A 21803-nucleotide genomic window follows, 5' to 3' on the forward strand; every position below is an offset into this window, starting at 1 on the left:
AACGATTAGTGGGCTGCCCATTGGATCGACGCGATGTCGATGCCGTCTTTGAACATATCCCACAGGGGCGACAGTTCGCGTAATTTGTGAACCTTCGATTTCAGCAGGTCAACCGCGAAATCGATGTCGGCTTCGGTCGTGAAGCGGCCGATGGTAAAGCGGATCGAGCTGTGCGCCAGTTCGTCGCTGCGGCCCAAGGCGCGCAGCACGTAGGACGGCTCCAGGCTGGCCGAGGTGCAGGCCGAACCGGACGACACCGCCAGGCCCTTGATCGCCATGATCAAGGATTCGCCTTCGACGTAGTTGAAACTGACGTTCAGGTTGTGCGGCACGCGGTGCTCCATGTCGCCGTTGATGTAGGTCTCTTCGATTTCCTGCAGGCCTTTGGCGAGGCGGTCGCGCAGCGCCTTGACGCGGACGATTTCGCTGTCCATCTCTTCGCGTGCGATGCGGAATGCTTCGCCCATGCCGACGATCTGGTGGGTCGGCAAGGTGCCCGAGCGCAGGCCGCGCTCGTGGCCGCCGCCGTGCATCTGCGCTTCGAGGCGCACGCGCGGCTTGCGGCGAACGTACAAGGCGCCGATGCCTTTCGGGCCGTAGGTCTTGTGCGCGGTGAAGGTCATCAGGTCGACCTTGCTGTTGGCCAGGTCGATGACGACCTTGCCGGTTGCCTGGGCGGCGTCGCAATGGAAGATGATGCCCTTCGAGCGGCACAGCGCGGCAAGTTCTTCGACCGGCTGGATGACGCCGATCTCGTTGTTGACGAGCATGACCGACACCAGGATCGTGTCTGGCTGGATGGCGTCGTTGAGCTGCTCGACCGTGATCAAGCCATTGTCTTGCGGTTCGAGGTAGGTCGCGGTGAAGCCGACGCGCTCGAGTTCGCGGACCGTGTCGAGCACGGCCTTGTGTTCGGTCTTGACGGTGATGATGTGCTTGCCCTTGGTCTTGTAGAACTGGGCAGCGCCCTTCAGCGCGAGGTTGTTGCTTTCGGTGGCGCCCGACGTCCAGATGATTTCACGCGGGTCGGCGCCGACCAGCTTGGCCACTTCGGCGCGCGCTTCTTCGACGGCCGCTTCAGCCGTCCAGCCGTACATGTGGCTGCGCGAGGCGGGATTGCCGAACTGCTCGCGCAGGTACGGAATCATCTTGTCGGCGACGCGCGGGTCGATCGGCGTGGTCGCCGAATAATCCATGTAAATCGGAAAATGCGGGGCGGTCACGAAAGTGTGCTCGAGGTTCTTGTCCAAAGGCGCGTTCATCAAATCACTCCAATATGCTTTAATTTTGTCCGACGGCGGCGTGGTTGCGGTGCATCACGACGACGGCTTGTTCCGAATTCTTTTGCTTCTGCTGATCGACCAGGTCTTGCAGGGAGACCGAATCGAGGTAATCGACCATCTTCTCGTTGAGCGTGGCCCACAGCTCGTGCGTCATGCAGCGCGTGCCGGTGGCGGCGTCGGCGCCGTGGCAATTTTCCTTGCTGCCGCACTGGGTGGCGTCGATCGGCTCGTCGACGGCGATGATGATGTCGGCCACCGTCACCTTGTCGGCCTTGCGCGCCAGGCTGTAGCCGCCGCCCGGTCCGCGGATCGATTCGACGATCTCGTGGCGGCGCAGCTTGCCAAAGAGCTGCTCGAGGTAAGACAGCGAGATGGCCTGGCGCTGGCTGATGCCCGACAGCGTGACAGGTCCCTTGCCTTGGCGCAGGGCAAGATCGATCATCGCAGTAACAGCAAAACGGCCTTTAGTGGTCAGACGCATCACAACCCCGGTCAATGTTAGAATATTGCACCCACCCAACTGACCATGTCGTGCTTCGAAAGATTCGATGCCCTGATTAGTTGAACGATTTAGTCAAGTATAGCAAATTCCCACCCGCTTGTCTTGGAGCGCCCCATTCCGCCAGGGAGTGCCGGCCGGGGTTCAGTGCGCCCGCAACAGCCGCATCGGCCCGAACAATTGTTGCATGCCAGCATGCGTGATGAAGGACAGGTTGTAGGGATGTTCGGCGCAGAGCTGTTCGAGGCCGGCGCACTCGGGCAGCTTCTTTAGCTGCTCGGCGATTTTGCCCCACAGCACCAGCTTGGCGCCGGTACCGGCCAGCGACGCCAGCACCACCTGCAGGAACGGCAGCCAGGCGCGCGCCTCGATGACCGGCGGCACGTGGGGGCGAAACACCAGCGCCGCGTTCAGCAGCAGGAAGCCGTGGCGCGTCAGGTTTTGCTGCAACTGCGCCAAGGTCTGGATCGAGCCGTTGCCGCGGGCGTTGGCCGCCACCGGCGCCATCGCCGCGCCGCCGGTGTCGCCGGCGCTGAGCTGGCCGTCGGCCACCAGCAGCATCTTCATGAAGTTGCGCAGCGACGTGGCGCGGTTGACCGGCTTCGACAAGCCGGCTTCGCTCCACAGGTCGCCGACGGCGCCGTCCATGAAGCACACGCCGGTGGCGCTCTCTGCGCGCGGATACGGTCCCTCCCCCACCAGTACGTAGCGCACCGCCGGCAGCGGCAGGGCGAAGGCGGCGAACAGGCGCTGCCCGGTGGGAAGGTAATTGTCGGCCGCAAGGGCCGGCAAGTAGCCGGGGTTGGCTGCGGCGACCGCGGCCAGGCCTTCGAGCAGGATCGGGCGCCAGCTGGCGTCGGCCAGGTCGAGCGCGTCGAGGATGGTTGGGGGGATGGTGTTGGCAGGCATGTGGGAGCGGCGCGGAAAGAGGCGATTGTAGCGCAGCGGCACATCGGCGATGCGCCCGGATAATGCAGTTTCAACCATGCGGCTGATTTCTTGAAATAAGTGCATCATTCGGGCTCCCCCTTTGGGGTTCAACCAATTATTCCGTACGGAGGTTCACATGCAAACGATTCAAGACGTAATGACCCGCAATGTAAAAAGCATCTCGCCAGAAGACACCGTGCGCCGCGCCGCCGAATTGATGAAGGAACTCGATGTCGGCGCCGTTCCGGTCGTCGACGGCGCCAAGCTCGTTGGCATGCTGACCGACCGCGACATTACGATCCGCTCCACCGCTGCCGGGCAAGATCCGAGCAAGACCCGCGCCGGCGACGTCATGAGCACCGACGTGCGTACCTGCTTCGCCACCCAGACGGTGGAAGAAGTGCTGGCCGAAATGGGCGACGTGCAGATCCGCCGCGTGGTCGTTGTCGACCAGGCATCGCACTCGCTGGTCGGCATCGTTTCGCTGGGCGACATGGCCACCAAGCACTCCGCCAGCACCGACCAGGCGCTGGGCGAAATCTCGCAGCCAAGCGACAGCAAGGCTTAATAGCTGGTGGGCCCGCGCCGCATCGCGCGCGCGGGCTCGGCTCGGCGGTCTTTAAGTTTACGCAGGCCCGAAAAAAATCGTGCTCTGCGTTCGCGAGGATGACTGACGCTACCAGCGAATCTTGCCGTCGGGGTCGAAGTCTTCGATGAGCTCGGGGCGGCGGATACGATATTTGCCTTCGGGGGCGATCGCCGTATCGCCGAGCGCGTCGAGCGTCAACGCTTCCAACGCGCCGCTGAAATTGATGACGGCATCCGTGTTGGCCTTGTCGGCATCAAACTTGAGCAGCCAGCAACTTCCGTGCGCCACCGCGCCGGAGGCAGTCCGGTCCACCAGAATCGCCCCTTCCCCGTTGGCAAAGCAGGCGCGCAAGGCGTTTGGCCGATGTTCGCGGATCTGGCGCAGCGCCAGCTCTCCGACGCCAATCCTGCGCCGCACCAGCTCGTATTCGCTGATGGCGCGCGCAAAGTCGCGGTACGGCAGCAGGTTGCCTTGCGCGCGCACGGTCCAGACGGCCGACAGGGTTTTCTTCTTGGTCTGCGTGTTGAACATCAACGTGCCATCCTCGTCCGCGGCAACCGGCACCTCGGGCAGCAGGAAATAGCCGCCCCGCGCTACCGGGACCACCTGCTCGAACGTCTGCCCGACAATCGCCACCGCCCAGCTCGCCGGCAGGAAGTCATCCTGTTCGGATTGCGTCAGGCTGGTAAACAGCACGCGCATGCGGATGTCGCTGACGCGCGGCTCGGGCGGCAGCAAGGACAGCAGGCGCTGCTGGATCTTGTAGGCCGACAGGTAAGGCATGTCGCCGGCATTTTTCTTCGAGCGAATTTCCACTGCCGGCACCACCGTATCGACGGCATCCTGAGCGAGCGCCGGGGCGCCGCAGAAGGCGGCCACTGTCAATGCCAGAAGGCGCGCTCCCGGCATCAATTGGGCCTCGGCACCCAATTATCCATGCTGCTGAGGATATTGACCCTGGCGTCGACGAACGGCACCAGCACCTTGAGGCGGAAGTCGGAGCGTTCGGGCACGCTGCCGGCAACCTTATGCGGCACGTAGCTGGTCGCCATGAACATGTCGAACATGAGCGTGCCGCGCAGCTTCGACTCGACGTGGTGGGCCACGCCGGTGACCGGATCGACCCAGAGGCGTACCGAAACATTCACCGGCCCCTTCGACTCGGCGACGTCGAACATGGTCCAGCTCTTGCCATGCAACACCTGGCCGTCGGTGCGCCTGACCGGCGCGTTCATCCGCATCAGTTCATCGGTCATATTGTTGGCGTCGTTCATCTCGGTTTGCCCTTTGGCGGACTTGCCGGGCTCAGGCTTGGGTTCGATCTGGACCGTGTCGTAGACCGGCTTGCCGTTGTCCCAGCCCTTCAGGCGCGCCCTGACCTTGACGCGCTCGTTCTTGTCGTCGCCACTGGCGTCGATGCGCGTGGTTTTCTCTTGCGGCGCCCACTTCTTGACCAGTGCGGAGTGCGCCAGCGTTTTAGTCCAGAGTGGATCGACGGTCTGCGCTTGCAACGGAAGTGCAAGCGACAGTGCGGCGGTGGCGAAGGCGGCAAGCTTGAAAGATTTCATAAAATGCACCGAAGAGAAAAAAACAATTGTATGAGCAGTTTCGGTGCTCGTGGGGAGTATTTGGTATGTATAGGGTGCTTTACTCCGCGTCGGGCTGTTGCGCAGGGTGGGCGGCGAAAAAGGCCGGCAATTCGGCGCAGGCATCGTTGATGCGGGCGATGTTGGGGTACGCCTCCACGTCGATGTTGAAGCGCTGCGCGTTGTACGCCTGCGGCACCAGGAAGCAGTCGGCGAAGGTTGGCGCGTCGCCATGGCAGAAGCGGCCCGGCGCGGGATCGGCCGCCAGGTGTGCTTCGAGCGCGGCGAAGCCTTCGCCGATCCAGTGGCGGTACCACTCGTTCTTGGCGTCGTCGCTGATGCCAAGCGTCCTGACGAGGTAGCGCAGGATGCGCAGGTTGTTGACCGGGTGGATGTCGCAGGCGACGATCTGCGCCAGCGCACGCACGCGGGCGCGCTCGCGCGGCGCCGCCGGCAGCAGCGGCACCGCGGGATGGGTCTCTTCGAGGTATTCGAGGATCGCCATCGACTGCGTCAGCATGGCGCCGTCATCGTCGAAGGTCGGCACCAGCGCGCTCGGATTCATCGCGCGGTAATCGTCCCGCAGATGTTCGCCGCCCTGCTTGACCAGGTGCACCGGCACCGCCTCGTACGCCAGCCCTTTCAGGTTCAGCGCGATGCGCACGCGGTACGCCGCGGAACTGCGGAAGTAGGTGTATAGCTTCATTTGGTCGGCCCGTGGTAGTGCGCCACTTCCTGGTCGATGGCGCCGAAGATGCTGGCGCCGTCGGCATCGAGCATCTCGATGCGGACGTTGTCGCCAAACTTGAGATACGGCGTGGTGGGCATGCCCTTTTCGATGGTTTCGTACATGCGCAATTCGGCCAGGCAGCAATAGCCGACGCCGCCATGCTCGATGCTCGAGCCGTGCAGGCCGCCCTGCTTGTTCGATACGGTGCCGGAGCCGATGATGGTGCCGGCGGCCAGCTCACGCGTGGCGGCGGCGTGCGCCACCAGCTGGGCGAAATTGAAGGTCATGTCCTGGCCGGCGTTCGGTTTGCCGAACGGCAGTTCGTTGAGCGTGACCGTCAGCGGCAGGCACAGTTTGCTGTCCTGCCAGGCCGCCTGCAGTTCGTCGGGCGTGACCGCCACCGGGGAAAACGCGCTGGCGGCCTTGGACTGGAAGAAGCCGAAGCCCTTGGCCAGTTCATTGGGAATCAGGTTGCGCAGCGAGACGTCGTTGACCAGCATGACGAGCCTGATCGCCGCGGCGCTGTCGGCGACGCTGGCGCCCATGGCGACGTCGCCGGTGATGACCGCCACTTCCGCTTCGAGGTCGATGCCCCACTCCTCGGACAGCGCGAAGATCGGATCCCACGGGCCGACGAACGAGTCGGAGCCGCCCTGGTACATCAGCGGATCGGTGTAGAACGAGGCCGGCACATCGGCGTTGCGCGCCTTGCGCACCAGCTCGACGTGGTTGATGTAGGCCGAGCCGTCGGCCCACTGGTAGGCGCGCGGCAGCGGGGAATGGCACAGCGACTCGACGAACGGTTCGGCCGCCAAAGCAGTGCCGTCGTTGAGGTCGCTGTAGACGTTGCGCAGGCGCGGCGCGACGGCGTCCCAGTTGTCGAGCGCGAACTGCAAGGTTGCGGCAATCTTGGGCACGCGCTGGCAGGTGACGAGGTCGCGGCTGACGACGATCAGCACGCCGTCGCGGCCCGCGCTCTTCAAGGTGGCGAGCTTCATGCTTGCTCCTGCTTATCGGCGCGGCAAGCGGCGTGATGGTTTTTTTTGAATTGCATTGCGTGCTCCTCTATAGATGTCATCATTAGAGTGCAAAACTGGCAATCATACAAATGTTTTTCCACACCGCGCGGCGATTCAACCTGGTGCGGCGTCGCGCTGCGAAGGTGTGACAGCACGGCTATAATTATTGTCCGCAATTGTGGAAACGCGCACATGTCACACAACACCATCGCGATCAACCAGCGCATGGACAAATTCGACGGCCACCATCGCGTGTGGCTGTTCGGCTATGGCTCGCTCATTTTCAAGGCGGACTTCCCCTTCATTGAACGGCGTCTTGCCAGCATCGAAGGCTGGTCGCGGCGCTTCTGGCAGGGCTCGCACGACCATCGCGGCACGGAAACGGCGCCGGGCCGCGTACTGACGTTGACACCCGACCCTGGCGCCGTCTGCGCCGGCATGGCCTACCTGATCACGCCGGAAGTATTCGCCCACCTCGACCACCGCGAAAAGAATGGCTACCTGCGCCTGGCCGTCAACATCAACTTCGACGACGGCGACAGCGAGGAAGGCCTGGTCTACATTGCCACCGACGACAACGCCGCCTATCTGGGCGAAGCGCCGGAGCGCGACATCGCGCGCCAGATCGCCGCTTCCGCCGGACCGAGCGGCCCTAACCGCGACTACCTGACCAATCTTGCCGACGCGCTGCGTTCCCTCGGCAAGGACGATCCACACGTGTTTGCCGTCGAACGGCACCTTGCGGAATTCTAGCCAGGTAGGTTTAGAACAGGTCCAGCTGGCCGGCGATGTTGCCGCCTTTCTTGCCCGGGGCCGGCGGCACCACAAGCGGCTTGCGAAAGCGCGAGAAATCGAGCTTGGCGAAGCGGCTGCCGTTACTGCCCATGCCGAGCCGCTCGACGGTCTTGCTGAAGCGCTGACGGATCAGGTCGGCCCAGACGCCCTCGCCGTGCATGCGCATGGAAAAGTCGCTGTCGTAGTCTTTGCCGCCGCGCATTTCGCGCACGCGGTTCATCACGCGCTGCGCACGGTCGGGAAAGTGGGCCTGCAGCCATTCCTGGAACAGCGGGTTCACTTCCCACGGCAGCCGCAGCACGACATAGTGCGCGCCGATGGCGCCGGCATCGTGCGCCGCTTCGAGTACTTTTTCGATTTCGGGCTCGGTGACGAACGGGATGATCGGCGCGACGCTAACGCTGACGGGAATGCCGGCGTCGGTCAGGCGGCGGATGGTGCGCAGGCGCCGCGCCGGCGCCGCGGCGCGCGGTTCGAGCGTGCGCGAGATTTCGGGATCGAGCGTGGTAATGGTGATCGACGCGCAGGCCTGGCGGCGCGCGGCCATCGCGCCGATGATGTCGATGTCGCGCTCGATCAGCGACGACTTGGTGATGAGGCCGACCGGGTGCTCGCATTCATTGAGCACCTCGAGCACGCGGCGGGTGATGCCGAACTGGCGCTCGCACGGCTGGTATGCGTCGGTATTGACGCCAAGGGCGATCGATTCGGGCACGTAGGCGGGCTTGGCCAGTTCGCGCCGCAACAGCTCGGGTGCGTTGACCTTGGCGAACAGGCGGCTTTCGAAATCGAGCCCCGGCGACAGGCCCAGGTAACTATGCGTGGGCCGCGCAAAGCAGTAGATGCAGCCGTGCTCGCAACCGCGGTAAGGATTGAGCGAAACGTTAAACGGGATGTCGGGGGAGGCGTTTCGGCTGAGGATGGTCTTGGCGTGCTCGTCGGTGACGTGGGTCTTGAAGGCGGCCGGGCCGCTCTCCTCGTCGTCATCGTGCACCCAGCCGTCGTCAAAGTCTTCGCGGCCATTGACCTCGTAGCGCCCTTGCACGTTCGATACCGCCCCGCGTCCCTTCCTGGGCGCAAGCGGCTTGGGCGGCAGCATGACCTGCCCTTCAAAGTCGTTATCGCTGTCAGTCACGGCGGGGTCCTCGATACTGTATGGGCATACAGTATAGTACCATCGCGCCGCGGCCTGTTCAAGCGGAGCGCGTGCGTGCGGCGTCGCCGTTGCGCCGGCGCCTCAGAAATTACCGCACTAGTTACAGTTGCCGCTGGAGGCGCAGATCGCTTTCCACAACTGGATCCAGAGGTTGTCCGGCACCGAGGACCCCTGGGCTTTTTCGACCTGGTCGTTGTAGATGTAAGAGGTGACGCCGACCAGCACATTGGGCACGGCGTCGATGCCGCTGGCGCCGCCCAGCGAAACTTGTTCCAGATTTTGTATCCATGGGCCGCCGCTGGAACCTTCGCGCGCGTCGGAGCCGTATTCGACGGTGTTCGACTCGGTGGCGCGCAGGCTGGCGCTCATGACGTTCTGCATTTTTTCGCAGTCGTCGAGATTGCATGGATAGCCGATCTTGGAGGTGTGGTTGGGGTACAGGCTGCCGGTCTGCCAGCCGAACCAGCCGGTGACGTCGCCGAGCCGGGACAGTGGCGCATCAGGCTCGAGGCGCTGGTCGCGAAAGCTGATCATCGCGTAATCGGCGGGGTTGGGCACCATGCCGCCGCTGCTGGCCCACGCCGGCGCGACGATCACGGTGCTCCAGGTCCAGGCGCCGAAAGGCGCCACGCCGTCGCGATAGGCCGGCACGAACAGGAAGTTTTCGTAAAAATCGTTCGGCGAGCCGCTGTGCACGCAATGGCCGGCGGTGGCGACCACGCGGCGCTGGATCACCGCGGCCGAGCAGGTGAAGGGCGCGCCGTTGGCCGTGAAAAACAACTTGCCGACCGCGCGGTACGGAAAGACGCGGTCGGCCGAATACTCGGCCGCTTCGCCGTTGAACATTGGGAAAACCCGGGTGCTGGTGAAGTAGGCGCCGAGAGTGCCCGCCGCGCTGGGGCGCACCGGCGCATCGGCCGGCGCGACGGCGGGCCTTTTCTCGGGCGTGAACAGGCGTCGCTCGCGCGGGGCGACCTGCAAGGTGGGCCCGCTGCCCTGGTTGCGGACCGGCGCGACGGCGCCAAGCGCCGATGGCGGGGCAGCCGACACCATGCCTTGCCGCGCCTGCGGCACAGGCAAAGGCTTGGCTGATTTTAATCGGTCAGGCGTCCAGAACTGGCCGGTTGCATTTGCCGGGCCGACATTGGCCTTTGCGAGCGGACCGGTGTGGACGGGAGTGGCGGTTTGGGACTGGGCCACACTGGCGATGACGAGTGCCACGGCTGTGACCGATATGTTATTGGACATTTTGTTCATGGAATCCTCGCCAGCGCGGACGGTGCGCCGTCTTCATTCGACTGGCGTACGGCGGGAAAATTCCTATGCTGGCGATGCGCGGCCAGCGTAAGCGGCCTGCTGGGCAACGAAGCCGTCGAAGGCGGCCAGCAGCGGCGCGAAGCCGGCCTCGCCGCCGTCGAGTCGCATCAGCGCGTAGGCGGCCGCTTCGAGCGTCGACAGCTGGTCGGGCGCGTGGGCCTTGCGGATGCGGTAATGGGAGGCTGGCATGCCCTGCAGCGCCAGCCGCGGCAAGCCCTGCAGTAGCGGATTAAGATGCAGCATCTTGCGGCTCTTGCGCCAGGTGCCGTCGAGCATGACGAGGCGCAGCGCGGCGGGATCGGCGAGGCTGACGGTATCGACCGCCGCCGCGGCGCTATCGTCCGGGTACAGCAGCAGCGGCGTACGGCCATCGGCGTGCAGCAGGGCCGACAGGTCGGCAGGATCGAACAGCTCGCCGGCCAGCAGCACGCTGCCGGGCACGCTCAGGTGCAGCAGGCGGGCGCTGCCCTTGGCGTTAGCGACTTCGAGCGGATGCTGCAGGATCAGCAGCTCGACACTGGTCGAGACCGGCGCGATCCATTGGCAGATACAAGTGGCAACGGGGCGCAGGCAGGTGGCGCAGATCGGACGGCGGGGATGGGACGAGTTGCTCATGGCCGCCAGCATAAGCGTCGGCGGCGCTTGCTGGCAACAGCGACGCAGCAATAAAAAAGCTGGGGTCAGGTCTGACATTCGGACATTTCAATATCGAAATGTCCGAATGTCAGACCTGACCCCAGCGTTTCCCGTTCGAAATGTCCGAATGTCAGACCTGACCCCAGTGTTTTGGGGTTAGAACTCTTCCCACTCGTCCTTGGTGGCGGCGAGCGCGACGGCGGGTTTGCGCACGGCCGGCGCCGGTGCCGGGGCGGCCTGGCGCAATGCCGGCGTCGCACGCGCAGCGACCGAGGGGCGCGGCGCGGCCGCGCGCGGCGGCGCCAGCTGGTTCAGCTTGAACACGCCGACCACTTCGGACAGGCGCGCGGCCTGCTCCTGCATCGACGCGGCAGCAGCAGCAGCCTCCTCAACGAGCGCGGCGTTCTGCTGGGTGACCGAATCCATTTGCGTGATGGCCATGTTGACCTGCTCGATGCCGTCGCGCTGCTCGTCGCTGGCGGTGGTGATGTCGTTCATGATGCTGGTCACGCGGGCAATGCTGGCAACGACTTCGGCCATCGTCTTGCCGGCCTCGTCGACCAGACGCGAGCCGGTGTCGACCTTGGCCACCGAGTCGCCGATCAGGGCCTTGATTTCCTTGGCGGCGGCCGCCGAACGCTGCGCCAGGTTGCGCACTTCGGAGGCGACCACGGCAAAGCCGCGGCCCTGCTCGCCGGCACGCGCGGCCTCGACCGCGGCGTTGAGCGCGAGAATGTTGGTCTGGAAGGCGATGCCGTCGATCACGCTGATGATGTCGACGATCTTGCGCGACGAGTCGTTGATCGAGCCCATCGTGGCGACCACTTCCGACACCACGGCGCCGCCCTGGGTGGCCACCTGCGAGGCGGTGATCGCCAATTGGTTGGCCTGGCGGGCGTTGTCGGCGTTGAACTTGACGGTCGAGGTCAGCTCTTCCATCGACGATGCGGTCTCTTCCAGCGAACTGGCTTGCTCTTCGGTACGCGAGGACAGGTCGAGGTTGCCGCTGGCGATCTCGGCCGACGCGGTGCCGATGGTGTCGGTGCCGCTGCGCACCTGGCCGACGATGCCGACCAGGCTGTCGTTCATTGCCTTGAGCGCCGCCATCAGCTGGCCGGTCTCGTCGGTGCTGTTGACGACGATGTCGCTGGTCAGGTCGCCTGCCGACACGGTTTCGGCAACCCGCACCGCTTCGCGGATCGGGCCGGTGATCGAGCGGGTGATCAGGTAAGCGAAGATGGCGCCGATCAGGATCGCCGCCGCGCCGAGCGCGATCGTCATGTTGCGGCCGTTGGCGTACTGCGCCGCAATCTCGTTGCCGGTCTGGTCGAGCAAGGCGCGCTGCGACAGCGACAATTTCTCAAGCGCATCGAGGTAGGCGGTGCGGGTGGTAACCATGTCCTTGTCGTAGATTGCCCTGGCGCCTTCGAGGTCGGCGGCGGCCTTGCCCTTGAATACGCTGGCGCGCGCCGCGGTGAACGCGGCGCGGGTGGTCAGGACGTTGGCCAGCAGGCCTTTGGCGACGGGTTCCTGCAGCAACTTGACCAGGGTGTCCTGCACCACCGTGGCCCGCGCCGACGACGCTTTCATCATGTCCTCGACCGCTTTCTGGTCGACCGCATCGACCGCTAGCCAGGCGGCGGTGGTGCGCGCCGCATTGACGTGGATGATCTGCGCCCACTCGGTGATGAGGCGCTCGTTGCGGACCTTTTGCTCGACCAGGTGCTCGGTGACGGCGCTGGCCGACTGCATTCGCCATAGCGCGGTGGCGCTGATGGCGACGAGCAGCAGAAGGACGATGGCGAAGCCAAGCGCGAGACGGACACCGATGTTCAGATTTTTCATGACGAGACGCAATGCAAGAGACGGAAATTGATGCTAACAGGAATTTTCCTTATTCCCCAAAACGGTGCAAATGCACCAAGGTTTTTTTGCAACAGAAAAACTAATATTTCGTTGTAGAAATTAAAACGATCGTTATGCGAAGTGTATCGGCACGGATCCCCAGTCGCCGTGTGCTGCGCTCGATAGGGATTGCTGTTCTGGTACTACGGAAAAAATTACCCGGCGAACTTAACAGTTGGGTATTGCTCTGGAAATTTAAGGTGCCTAGAATCAAAATATTCCAACCGGAAATTTCCATCCAGCCCAACTGCCCTCCACCGCCATGGCTCGAGCCCTCCCTTCCGTCCGCAACATCACCTTGGCGATCATCGTCGGCCTGGCATCGCTGCCTTCCTTATCAGTTGAGCAAGAGCTGCATCTCGACTACCGGCTCAACGAACACCTCGTCCTGATACCGGCCGGCAACGGCCGTTCGATGATGGAGACGACGGTCTTCCAGCCAAATGGTCCCGGACCGTATCCGCTGCTGATCATCAACCATGGCAAGGAAGCCGGCCCTCCCAGCGCGCAGCAGCGCGACCGCTTCATCTTCATGGCCACCGCCTTCGTCAAGCGCGGCTATGCGGTCATGGTGCCGATGCGCCAGGGCTTTGCCAATTCGACCGGGCGCTACAAGGATTACGGCTGCAACATGACGGCCAACGGCTATTCGCAGGCCAACGACGTGCGCGCCGCGCTCAATTATGCGCGCCAGCAGGACTGGATCGACAGCGACCGCATCGTGGTGGCCGGGCAATCCTACGGCGGCATGGCAACGATGGCGCTCGGCACCGAAGAGCTGCCTGGGGTGCGCGGCCTGATCAACTTTGCCGGCGGCCTGCGCGACGACGCCAACAGCTGCGACTGGCGCGGACAACTGGTGAAAGCGTTCGGCAACTATGGCGCGGCCAACAAGGTCGTCAGCCTGTGGATGTATGGCTCCAACGATTCGCTGTTCGGCCCGGAACTGGTACGCCGCATGCACGGCGCCTTCGTGCACGCCGGCGGCCAGGCCCGCCTGGTCGAGTTCGGTGCGTTCAAGCGCGATGCCCACGGCATGATCGCCAGCCGCGACGGTGAAAAAATCTGGTGGCACGAGACCGAGCAGTTTCTCAAGCAGATCGACATGCCGACGGTGGTGCGCTATAAGGTGGTGCCGCAGCCGACGTTGCCAAAAAGCGACTTTGCCGAGATCGACGACGTCGACGCGGTACCCTACATGGGCGAGCGCGGCCGCGCCGCTTACCGCGAATACCTGTCCAAGATGAGTCCGCGCGCGTTCGCGCTGTCGCCAAGTGGCGCCTGGTGCTGGGCCGAGGAAGGCGAAGACCCGGACGCGCGCGCGCTGGCGACGTGCGAAAAGAAAGGCGGCCAGCCGTGCAAGCTGTACTCGGTCGACGAGAATGTCGTGTGGCACGCTGCTCCATCGCCGTTGCCGGACGGTACCGCGATCGCCGGCCGGGTGTCGCCACCGGCCGCCGGCGCGGTGGGCGGCACCACCTCCTCCACCTCCTCCACCAACTGAACCGACCACCGAACTGCACCAGCGCAAGCCGGACCTGTCGCGCCGGCCCGACAATGAACGTTTGATCATTGGAGGAGCGCATGTTGCGACTTCGTTCACGCCTGGCAGGCTTGCTGCTGGCAATAGCCATCGCCGCGCTGGCCGGCGCCGCGCCGGTGCAGGCCGGCAACAACCATCCCGTGGTGCTGGTGCCCGGGTTCCTTGGCTTCGGCCCGGACCAGTTCAACGGCAGCGGCTTCCTGTACTGGGGCGGCTTCGGCGACATTGCCGAGCGCATGCGTGCCGGCGGCGCGCACCGGGTGCTGGCGGCGGCGGTCTCGCCGATCGCCGTCAACTGGGACCGGGCGGCCGAGCTGTACTACCAGATCAAGGGCGGCTGCGTCGATTACGGCAGCGAGCACACCACGCGCCACGCGCACGGCGACGGCGTAGCGAAGCCGGCCGGCAAATGCTGGGCGGCCGATCCGGCCAACAATCCGCACCGCTACCCGCTGGCGTTCCACCCGGCGTGGGACGCCGCGCATCCGATCCACCTGGTCGGCCACAGCCAGGGCGGCACCACCATCCGCGCGCTGATCGAGCTGCTCGAACACGGCTCGCCGAACGGCGATGAAGGCGGCGGCGAACTGTACCGAGGCGGCAAAGTTGGCTGGGTGACCAGCGTGACCACCATTTCGGCGCCGCACAACGGCACCACGCTGCGCGACGCGGTGCAGGATTTCGCGTCGCTGCTGGCGGCGTGGGCGACGATGGTCGACAACTTCGTGCTGCTGGCGGCCGGGCCGCCGAATCCGTGGGTGGCGACGCCGCCGGGCATCGCCAGGTCATCGATGAGCGGCGACTTCGACACCTCGCAGCTGGAAATGGCGCCGGACGGCGCACGCGCATTCAACAAATGGGCGCGCACGTCGCCGCATGTCTATTATTTTTCGATCGGCACGCGCGCCACCGAAGCGGGCAGCGCCTGCTGCAACGACACCGACCGCTTCGTCGCGCCCTTCCAGTGGCCCTCGTACCAGTACGCGCGCAGCGACATGATCTATTTTTGCAGGGCGAGCGCGGGCGAGCTGATCGCGCCGATGCGCCTCCAGCGCGGCATCGGCTCCTACACGCAATCGGCGCCGGAGCGGGTGCTGGTGGACCGCAGCTGGTTCGCCAACGACGGCGTCGTCAACACCAGCAGCATGAAGGGGCCGGCCGGCCATCCGCAGCGCAACTACACCGGCAGCGCGCAGCGCGGCACGTGGAATTACCTGCGCACTTATGAGGGTTACGACCACTTCGACATTCTCGGCTGGTCAGGCGGGCCGGCGCCGGTCTATTCGGTGTACGACCGGATCGGTGCCCTCATCTACGCTCTGTAGCCCAGGCTTGCAGCTGGCCTACCGTGGCGGTGACGCCGCCGCACACGACTACCAGCACATTGCGGCAGGCGCCGAGCGCGGCGCGGTCGTAGGCGACGGCGAGCGACGCTCCGCACGCGGGCTCGACCACCACGCGGTGGTCGTCGATGAAGCGCATGCAGGCCGCCACCGCGGCGCTGTCGGGCACGACGACGCTGTGCACCGGATGCTGCCGGGTCCACTCGAACGCCTGTTCGGCGACCTTGCGCGCGCCCAGCGACGTGGCCAGGCTGCTGATGCGCGGCAGCTCGATGCGCTCGCCGGCGGCGACCGATTGCGCCAGCGAATCGGCGCCGACGGTTTCGACGGCGATCACCGGCACGCCGGCCATGCCGTTGCGGCGCAGGCCGGCCACCACGCCGCACAGCAGGCCGCCGCCGCCGACCGACAGCAGCACCGCGTCAGGGGTCAAGCCGGCGCGGGCGACCTCGTCGATCATGCTGGCGTGGCCTTGCCACAGCAAGGGATCGTCGAACGGGTGGATAAAGGCGTCGGTCGACAGCAGCATCGACTGGGCCAGCGCGTTTGCTTCCTGGAACGATGCACCGTGCACGATGACCTCGGCCTGCTCGCGGCGGATCAGTTCCATGGCGCGCGCGCTGGTCGTTTCCGGTACCACCACCACGACCGGGATCGACAGGCGCCGGCCGGCGTAGGCGGCGGCAATGCCGGCGTTGCCGCCGGAAGACGAGACGAAGCGGCGGGCGCCGCGGCGGGCGTATTCCTCGCAGGCGAAGCCGATGCCGCGGATCTTGAAGGAGCCAGGCGGCTGCAAGGCGTCCATCTTGAGCCAGACCGACTGGGCAGGGGTGGACATGGCGGCGGATTCAAGCAGCGGGGTTTCGATGTGCAGGGGCATGGTGTTCGGTGATTGTTATTGGTTGGTGTTGTTTCCGCCCTGCCCCATGCCGAACAGATCGTAGGAGTCGAGGATGGCGAAGGCGATCTCGGGATGCTGGTCGAGGCAGCGCCGCACCGCCGCCGGAATCGACTGGCGCGTCTTGCGGCACAGGCCCGGCAACTCGGCAAGCTCGATGTTGAAGCCGCGCACAGTGCGCACTTCGTTGGCGCTGGGCGTGATGCTGATCGCGATGCCGAGCAGCTGCCGCATTTTCTGCTCCATCTTCAGCAGGTCGTCGTAGCTGGCGATGGCTTCGATGCGGGCCAGCAATTTCTTTTCTTCGTCGCGCGTCAGCTTCAGGATCCGCAGGTCGGCGCCCGGCTCGGCCAGCAGGCGCTCGCGGTCGCAGACGCACGCCCCAGGCGGGCATTCGGTGCGAATCGGAAAGTCGACTGGTTGCAACATCGTGGCGAGCCATTCGTGGACGGGGAAAAAATTCTACCACCGATGCCGGCAAATGCGTCCGCTTTGCGTCCGGCGGCTCGCCGCGCCTCGATTCGGGAGTACAGTCAAATGTGGCTTCGCGCCCGCAAACTCCGCTGAAAACACCAACTCGACATGAGCGCGCAACTTCGCAACGAACTGCTGTTCGGCACGCGCGCTCTGTTGCGCGACAACCCTTTGAGCCAATGGCGGCTGCGCGCCCTGCAGCGCAACGAGTCGCTCGACCGCGCGCAACTGGAACAGTTGCAGGCGGCGCTGCTGCACCGGACGATGCAGACCGCCATCGCGCGGCTGCCGATGTACAAGCACCTCCCGCGCGATTTTCCGGTGGCCGCGGCGCCAGAGGTGCTGCGCACGATGTTTCCGATCATCGCCAAGGACATGCTGTTTGTCCAGCGCGGCGCGCTGTATCCGAACCGCGGCCAGCGGCAGCCGTGGCAGGCGCCGGGCAAGAGCAGCGGCACCACCGGGGCGCCGGTGACGCTGTTTCGCAGCCTGGCGTCGCTGCTGATGGAGCAGGCCTTCGTCAAGCGTCACTGGGCCTGGGCCGGCTACCACGACGGCATGGTGCGCGCCACCCTGCGCGGCGAACTGGTCGCCGGGTTCGGCCAGGCCGGGCCGCCGTTCTGGTTCTGGAACCGCTACAATTGCCAGCTGCTGGTGTCGTCGCGCCACCTGGTCGACGCCCATGCCGATGCCATCATCGACCGCCTGGAGCAGCTGGCGCCGGCGATGCTGCAAGCGTACCCATCGACCGCATTCACGCTGGCCGGCCTGCTGCAACGGCGCCAGAGGCGCCTAGGCATTCCGTTCGTCTTCACGTCGTCGGAGCCGCTGTACCCGCACCAGCGCGCGCTGGTCGAGCAGTGGTTTGGCGGCAAGGTGATGGACATGTACGGCATGGCCGAACGGGTGGCCTTCGCCGGCGAGTGCGAACACGGCCAGTTGCACATCAATCCGGATTATTCGTACGTAGAAATTGTCGACGAGGACGGCTGTCCGACCGACGACTACGGCAGCGTGGTCGGCACCACGTTCCACAACCACGCGATGCCGCTGGTGCGCTACCGGCTCAGCGACCACACCCGCTGGCGGCGCGGACTATGCGCGTGCGGCCGGGCGTGGCCGATGATCGAAGTTGTCAGCGGCAAGTTCGAGGACTGCATTACCGGCGGCAACGGCGAACCGGTCAGCTCATCGGTGCTGACCTTCGCCTTCAAGAACATGAACGGCATCTGCAAGTCGCAAGTCGCGCAGGTCGGCCCCGCGCGCTGGGAAGTGCGGGTGGTGCCGTTGCAGGGATTTACCGCGACCGACCAGCAGAAACTGGTCGACAACATCCACCAGCTGGTCGATCCGCACGTGGCTGTCACGGTCGTGCTGCGTGACGACATCCCCAGCACCGCCGCCGGCAAATTTCGCTGGGTGGTCAACGAATTCGATCCACCCCGCAATGCCGCCTGACCTTATTTGCCCGGCAGCTGCACCCGCACTTCGCCGCCCGGATAGGCTGCGCTGTGGACGTTGATGTAGAGCTTGCCCTGCAGATAGCTGGCGTATTGGCCGGCGGTCAGCCTGGCGCCAGGGGCCGGCGCGAAGGTGTTCTCGCCGGTCCTGGCAAACGGCAGGATCACCGCACCGTTGTTGCCCGGCGCCGCTTCGTGGATGTGCGCCATGGTCGGCGTCATGCCCATCACCTGCACGGTGCCGGTGACCACCATGTCGGGGCCGACCGCGATCGTGCTCTTGCCGGTAGCGCTCGACGGGTTCGGCGGCACTTCCTGGGCGGCGCTCAGGGTCAGCGCGGCAGCGGCAGTGACGGCGGCAGGTGAGGCGGCAGATGCGGCGGCAGATGCGGCGGCAGGCGGCGGGGTCGGATTGATGGCAGTCGGCGTCGCTTTCGCCGGCGCCGTTTCGCTCTGCGAGGCGCATCCGGACAGCAGCAACAGTGCGGCCGCGCTGGCCGCACATATTAAGCGGACGTCTTTTGTTGAAGTCTTCATTCGTCGTTCTCCTGTGGTCATGGCGACAGCTCGGATGCGCACATGCGCGCATCGCACCAACTGCTCGATAGCAATGTTACAGGAGCACGCCATTGGCGGGCGCGCCGTTACCGGGTCAGGCTGAGCGCCGGTTCGCGGCGATCGTTGTTAAGATTAACTATCCAACAACGACGGCCGACTTCAATGCACATCCGCTGGACCTATCTGCGGCCGCACTGGCGGCTCGCCGCGCTGGCGCTGCTGCTGGCCGGCATCAGCCAAGTGCTGGCGCTGGTCGACCCGATCATTTTCGGCATCATCATCGACGAGTTCGCGCTGGGGCGCGCCGGCAAGAGCGAAGAGCAGCTGGTGTCGGGCGTGCTGCGCCTGCTGGCGCTGGCGGTGCTGGTGGCCGTGCTGTCGCGGTTGGCGAAGGCGATGCAGGAATACATCACGCGGCTGGTGGTGCAGAAACTGGGCACCAGCATCTTAATTCGGGCTTCATCACCGAGTCGCTGCGCAACATCGAGCTGATCAAAAGCCTCGGCCTGACGTTTGCCGAGATCCGCCGGCTGCGCGCGCAGACCGACCACATCTTTTCGCTGGAGATGCAAAGGTCAAGCGCATCCGCGTGCTGTCGTTCCTGCAGGGCACCACGCTGAGCTTGCTGCGGCTGGCGATCCTGTTCGCCCTGCTGTGGCTCATTTTCCGCAACGTGCTGAGCACGGGTGAACTGATCGCGATGCAGTTCATCTCGGTGGCGATTTTTGCGCCGCTGCAGGAGATCGGCAACATCATCCTGGCGTGGCGCGAAGCCGAGGCGTCGTTGCTCAATTTTGCGGCGCTGATGGAAAAGCCGATCGAGCGGCGCCCGGACGATCCGGTCGACATCGGCGCCGTCACGCACGTGCGCTTTGCCGGCGTGCGCTTTCGCCACAAGAATGCCAGCGACGACGCCTTGCAGGACGTGTCGTTTGCCGCCGGGCTGGGCGAGACGATCGCCTTTGTCGGGCCGTCCGGCTCGGGCAAGTCGACGCTGGTCAGGCTGCTGGTCGGCCTGTACTCGCCGGCCGGCGGCGCAGTGCTGTACAACGACATTTCGACGCGCGAACTGCGCTTTAACCTGGCGCGGCGGCAGATCGGCCTGGTGACGCAGGAGACGCACCTGTTTGCCGGCACGCTGCGCGAGAACATCCGTTTCGCCAAGCCGGATGCTACCGACGCCGAGATCACCGCCGCCATGGAGCAGGCATCGTGCGCGTACCTGCTGGCCAAGTCCGGCGACGGGCTCGACACGCTGATCGGCGAGATGGGCATGAAGCTGTCGGGCGGCGAGCGGCAGCGCCTGTCGATCGCGCGCGCGTTGATCCGCAAGCCGCCGCTGCTCATTTTCGACGAGGCCACCTCCGCGCTCGATTCGCTGACCGAGGAGCAGATCACCAACACCGTGCGCACGCTGTCGGCGCACGGCCAGCGCATCACGATTCTGATCGCGCACCGGCTGTCGACGGTGATGCATGCCGACACCATCTCCGTGCTCGAGAAAGGACGCATCGTCGAAAGCGGCCGGCACGACGCGCCGCTCGAGCAGAAAGGCCTGTACTACGCGATGTGGCGCCAGCAGATCGGCGAACGGCCACCGGCCGCCGTGGCGGCGTTCGCCTAGGCGCAGCACCACGAAGCATGCTCGGCATGGGTCGCCGCTGCGCGAGGATGGCGTTGTTGCGTTGCGGAGACCGACCGTTTCGGCGGCCGGCAGTGCGCGCGCCACGCTAGAGCGACGTCAATCGGCAGCGCCTGGCCACCCCTATGATCGTGTCCAAGCCCCCGCCGTGCAACCGGGCCGGAGGAACGATGATGGCATTGCTGCTGGTCGCGTTGCAGGCCGTGTTCGTGGTGCTGGTGCTGGTGCTGACGCTGGCGGCGTGCGCGCTGGCATTGCAGCTGATCGCCGCGCCGCGCACGCCTGCGCGCCACGCGCTGCCGGCGTGCGAGCGGCCGTCGGTCGCCGTGCTGGTGCCGGCGCACGACGAAGCGGCGCGCATCGGCGCCACGCTGGCATCGGTGCGCGCGCAGCTGCACGGCGGCGACCGCCTGCTGGTGGTGGCCGACAACTGCCGCGACGACACCGCGCTGGCTGCCTGTCTCGCCGGCGCCGAGGTGCTGGTGCACAGCGACGCCAGCCGGCCCGGTAAAGGTTACGCGCTGGCCGCCGGCGTGCACCACCTGGCGCAAGCGCCGCCGCAAGTGGTGCTGGCGATCGATGCCGGCTGCCTGCTCGAAGCGGACGCGATCGACTGGCTGGCCAACACCTGCGCGGCGACGCGCCGTCCGGTGCAGGCAGCATGCCTGCCGCGTCCGCGCGACGGCGACGGCGCCGCCCACCAGCTGGCGCACTGGGCGTCGCTCACCGAGCACTGGCTGCGTCCGCTCGGCTGGCGCCGGCTCGGCATGGGCTGCACGCTGGCCGGCAGCGGCGTGGCGCTGCCGTGGCCGCTGGCGAGCACGTGGCCACTGGCCAATCCGCACTGCGCGCTCGACCTCGCGCTCGGCCTCGACTTCGCGCTGGCCGGCGCGGCGCCGCTGTTTTGCGCCGACGCCGTCGTCACCACCGCCTGGCCCGACGACGACGCCGTGCTGCGCCACACCCGCCGCGAGCTGGCCCAGCTGGCGCTGATCGTCCACTACGGACCGCGCCTGCTGCAGCGCGCGCTGCTGCGGCGCGACGTGTCGCTGCTGACGCTGGCCGCCGACCTGTGCGTGCCGTCAGTGTGCCTGCTGCTGATGCTGGCGCTGCTCGCGCTGGGCGCCGGCCCGCTGGCCTGGGTGTCCAGCGGCGCGGCGCTGCCGTGGGCGCTGGCCGCTATGCCGGCGCTGCCGCTGGCCGCGGCTTTGTTGTCCGCGTGGCGCAAAGCCGGCGTGACGATCTTGCCGGCGCAGCGGCTCGGCCACGCGGTGCCGTACGTGCTGAACAAGATTGCGCTGTATGTCCGCGCGCTGCTGGGCGCACGGCCGGCGCCGGCCGCACGCGCGCGCGACGCGCCGTGACGTCCTCGATCGCTTTGCGGACGCACAGCGCCGCGCGCCGCGCCACGCCTAAAATGGATGTCCAAGCACAGCGGGG

Annotated in this window: 20 protein-coding genes and 1 pseudogene; 7 read left to right on the top strand and 14 right to left on the bottom strand. The window is 65.7% G+C overall.

What is annotated here, in order from left to right; translation table 11 throughout:
- Nucleotides 1-5: 5 nt before the first annotated feature.
- From CR105_RS14835 to CR105_RS14845, 3 genes are all read right to left on the bottom strand, one after another.
- Nucleotides 6-1262: an IscS subfamily cysteine desulfurase gene (locus tag CR105_RS14835; RefSeq protein ID WP_099789340.1), complete on the bottom strand. Its 1257-nt coding sequence runs from the start codon at nucleotides 1260-1262 to the stop codon at nucleotides 6-8.
- 19 nt (nucleotides 1263-1281) lie between these two features.
- Nucleotides 1282-1764 (bottom strand): Fe-S cluster assembly transcriptional regulator IscR, encoded by a 483-nt coding sequence (gene iscR / locus CR105_RS14840; protein ID WP_099789343.1) that lies wholly within the window; start codon nucleotides 1762-1764, stop codon nucleotides 1282-1284.
- 162 nt (nucleotides 1765-1926) lie between these two features.
- Entirely contained in the window at nucleotides 1927-2691 is a 765-nt protein-coding gene (locus CR105_RS14845; protein ID WP_099789484.1) for a uracil-DNA glycosylase family protein, read from the bottom strand.
- Between the two features lie 157 nt (nucleotides 2692-2848).
- Between CR105_RS14845 and CR105_RS14850 the strand changes: the two genes are divergently transcribed.
- Nucleotides 2849-3280, top strand: coding sequence for a CBS domain-containing protein (locus CR105_RS14850; protein WP_180288201.1), 432 nt, complete (start codon nucleotides 2849-2851; stop codon nucleotides 3278-3280).
- 108 nt (nucleotides 3281-3388) lie between these two features.
- On the opposite strand, the gene CR105_RS14855 is transcribed toward CR105_RS14850, so the two are convergent.
- The 4 genes from CR105_RS14855 to CR105_RS14870 form a co-directional block, all read right to left on the bottom strand.
- Entirely contained in the window at nucleotides 3389-4180 is a 792-nt protein-coding gene (locus CR105_RS14855) for a hypothetical protein (protein WP_099789348.1), read from the bottom strand.
- 29 nt (nucleotides 4181-4209) lie between these two features.
- Nucleotides 4210-4869, bottom strand: a complete 660-nt coding sequence (locus tag CR105_RS14860; protein WP_099789351.1) for a hypothetical protein — start codon at nucleotides 4867-4869, stop codon at nucleotides 4210-4212.
- Nucleotides 4870-4948: 79 nt separating this feature from the next.
- Nucleotides 4949-5593 carry a maleylacetoacetate isomerase gene (gene maiA / locus CR105_RS14865; protein WP_099789353.1) on the bottom strand — a complete coding sequence of 215 codons (645 nt, stop codon included), beginning with the start codon at nucleotides 5591-5593 and terminating at the stop codon, nucleotides 4949-4951.
- On the bottom strand, nucleotides 5590-6615 hold the full coding sequence (locus CR105_RS14870; protein ID WP_099789355.1) for a fumarylacetoacetate hydrolase family protein: 1026 nt from the start codon (nucleotides 6613-6615) through the stop codon (nucleotides 5590-5592). The genes maiA and CR105_RS14870 overlap by 4 nt, the downstream gene beginning before the upstream one ends.
- 213 nt (nucleotides 6616-6828) lie before the next feature.
- On the opposite strand from CR105_RS14870, the gene CR105_RS14875 reads away from it, so the two are divergent.
- On the top strand, nucleotides 6829-7389 hold the full coding sequence (locus CR105_RS14875; RefSeq protein ID WP_099789358.1) for a gamma-glutamylcyclotransferase: 561 nt from the start codon (nucleotides 6829-6831) through the stop codon (nucleotides 7387-7389).
- 10 nt (nucleotides 7390-7399) lie between these two features.
- Here the strand turns inward: CR105_RS14875 and CR105_RS14880 are convergent, their stop codons facing one another.
- From CR105_RS14880 to CR105_RS14895, 4 genes are all read right to left on the bottom strand, one after another.
- Nucleotides 7400-8530: a PA0069 family radical SAM protein gene (locus CR105_RS14880; protein WP_099789486.1), complete on the bottom strand. Its 1131-nt coding sequence runs from the start codon at nucleotides 8528-8530 to the stop codon at nucleotides 7400-7402.
- 153 nt (nucleotides 8531-8683) lie between these two features.
- Nucleotides 8684-9844: a trypsin-like serine protease gene (locus tag CR105_RS14885; protein ID WP_099789361.1), complete on the bottom strand. Its 1161-nt coding sequence runs from the start codon at nucleotides 9842-9844 to the stop codon at nucleotides 8684-8686.
- 63 nt (nucleotides 9845-9907) lie between these two features.
- Complete coding sequence (locus tag CR105_RS14890; RefSeq protein ID WP_099789489.1) at nucleotides 9908-10519, bottom strand: tRNA-uridine aminocarboxypropyltransferase; 612 nt, start codon at nucleotides 10517-10519, stop codon at nucleotides 9908-9910.
- Nucleotides 10520-10696: 177 nt separating this feature from the next.
- Nucleotides 10697-12385 carry a methyl-accepting chemotaxis protein gene (locus CR105_RS14895; RefSeq protein WP_099789364.1) on the bottom strand — a complete coding sequence of 563 codons (1689 nt, stop codon included), beginning with the start codon at nucleotides 12383-12385 and terminating at the stop codon, nucleotides 10697-10699.
- 322 nt (nucleotides 12386-12707) lie between these two features.
- Here CR105_RS14895 and CR105_RS14900 point away from each other — a divergent pair, with 322 nt between their 5' ends.
- The gene (locus CR105_RS14900; protein ID WP_099789367.1) at nucleotides 12708-13949 is read left to right on the top strand and encodes a dienelactone hydrolase family protein; all 1242 of its coding nucleotides are present in this window, start codon (nucleotides 12708-12710) and stop codon (nucleotides 13947-13949) included.
- A gap of 80 nt (nucleotides 13950-14029) precedes the next feature.
- Complete coding sequence (locus CR105_RS14905; RefSeq protein ID WP_099789370.1) at nucleotides 14030-15313, top strand: esterase/lipase family protein; 1284 nt, start codon at nucleotides 14030-14032, stop codon at nucleotides 15311-15313.
- On the opposite strand, the gene CR105_RS14910 is transcribed toward CR105_RS14905, so the two are convergent.
- Together CR105_RS14910 and CR105_RS14915 are read right to left on the bottom strand one after the other, a co-directional pair.
- Nucleotides 15297-16211, bottom strand: a complete 915-nt coding sequence (locus CR105_RS14910) for a pyridoxal-phosphate dependent enzyme (protein ID WP_099789372.1) — start codon at nucleotides 16209-16211, stop codon at nucleotides 15297-15299. The two genes, CR105_RS14905 and CR105_RS14910, sit on opposite strands and share 17 nt — an antisense overlap.
- A gap of 15 nt (nucleotides 16212-16226) precedes the next feature.
- Complete coding sequence (locus tag CR105_RS14915) at nucleotides 16227-16658, bottom strand: hypothetical protein (protein WP_180288202.1); 432 nt, start codon at nucleotides 16656-16658, stop codon at nucleotides 16227-16229.
- A 153-nt stretch (nucleotides 16659-16811) separates the two neighbouring features.
- On the opposite strand from CR105_RS14915, the gene CR105_RS14920 reads away from it, so the two are divergent.
- Complete coding sequence (locus CR105_RS14920; protein WP_099789374.1) at nucleotides 16812-18161, top strand: phenylacetate--CoA ligase family protein; 1350 nt, start codon at nucleotides 16812-16814, stop codon at nucleotides 18159-18161.
- A 2-nt stretch (nucleotides 18162-18163) separates the two neighbouring features.
- On the opposite strand, the gene CR105_RS14925 is transcribed toward CR105_RS14920, so the two are convergent.
- Nucleotides 18164-18700 (bottom strand): CHRD domain-containing protein, encoded by a 537-nt coding sequence (locus tag CR105_RS14925; RefSeq protein ID WP_180288203.1) that lies wholly within the window; start codon nucleotides 18698-18700, stop codon nucleotides 18164-18166.
- A 183-nt stretch (nucleotides 18701-18883) separates the two neighbouring features.
- Between CR105_RS14925 and CR105_RS14930 the strand changes: the two are divergent.
- Together CR105_RS14930 and CR105_RS14935 are read left to right on the top strand one after the other, a co-directional pair.
- Nucleotides 18884-20345: pseudogene (locus CR105_RS14930) on the top strand (ABC transporter ATP-binding protein).
- A gap of 188 nt (nucleotides 20346-20533) precedes the next feature.
- Nucleotides 20534-21727, top strand: a complete 1194-nt coding sequence (locus tag CR105_RS14935; protein WP_180288204.1) for a glycosyltransferase family 2 protein — start codon at nucleotides 20534-20536, stop codon at nucleotides 21725-21727.
- The last annotated feature ends 76 nt before the right edge of the window (nucleotides 21728-21803 follow it).

This window comes from Massilia eurypsychrophila, assembly GCF_002760655.1.
Taxonomy (GTDB): Bacteria; Pseudomonadota; Gammaproteobacteria; order Burkholderiales; family Burkholderiaceae_D; genus JAFCUW01.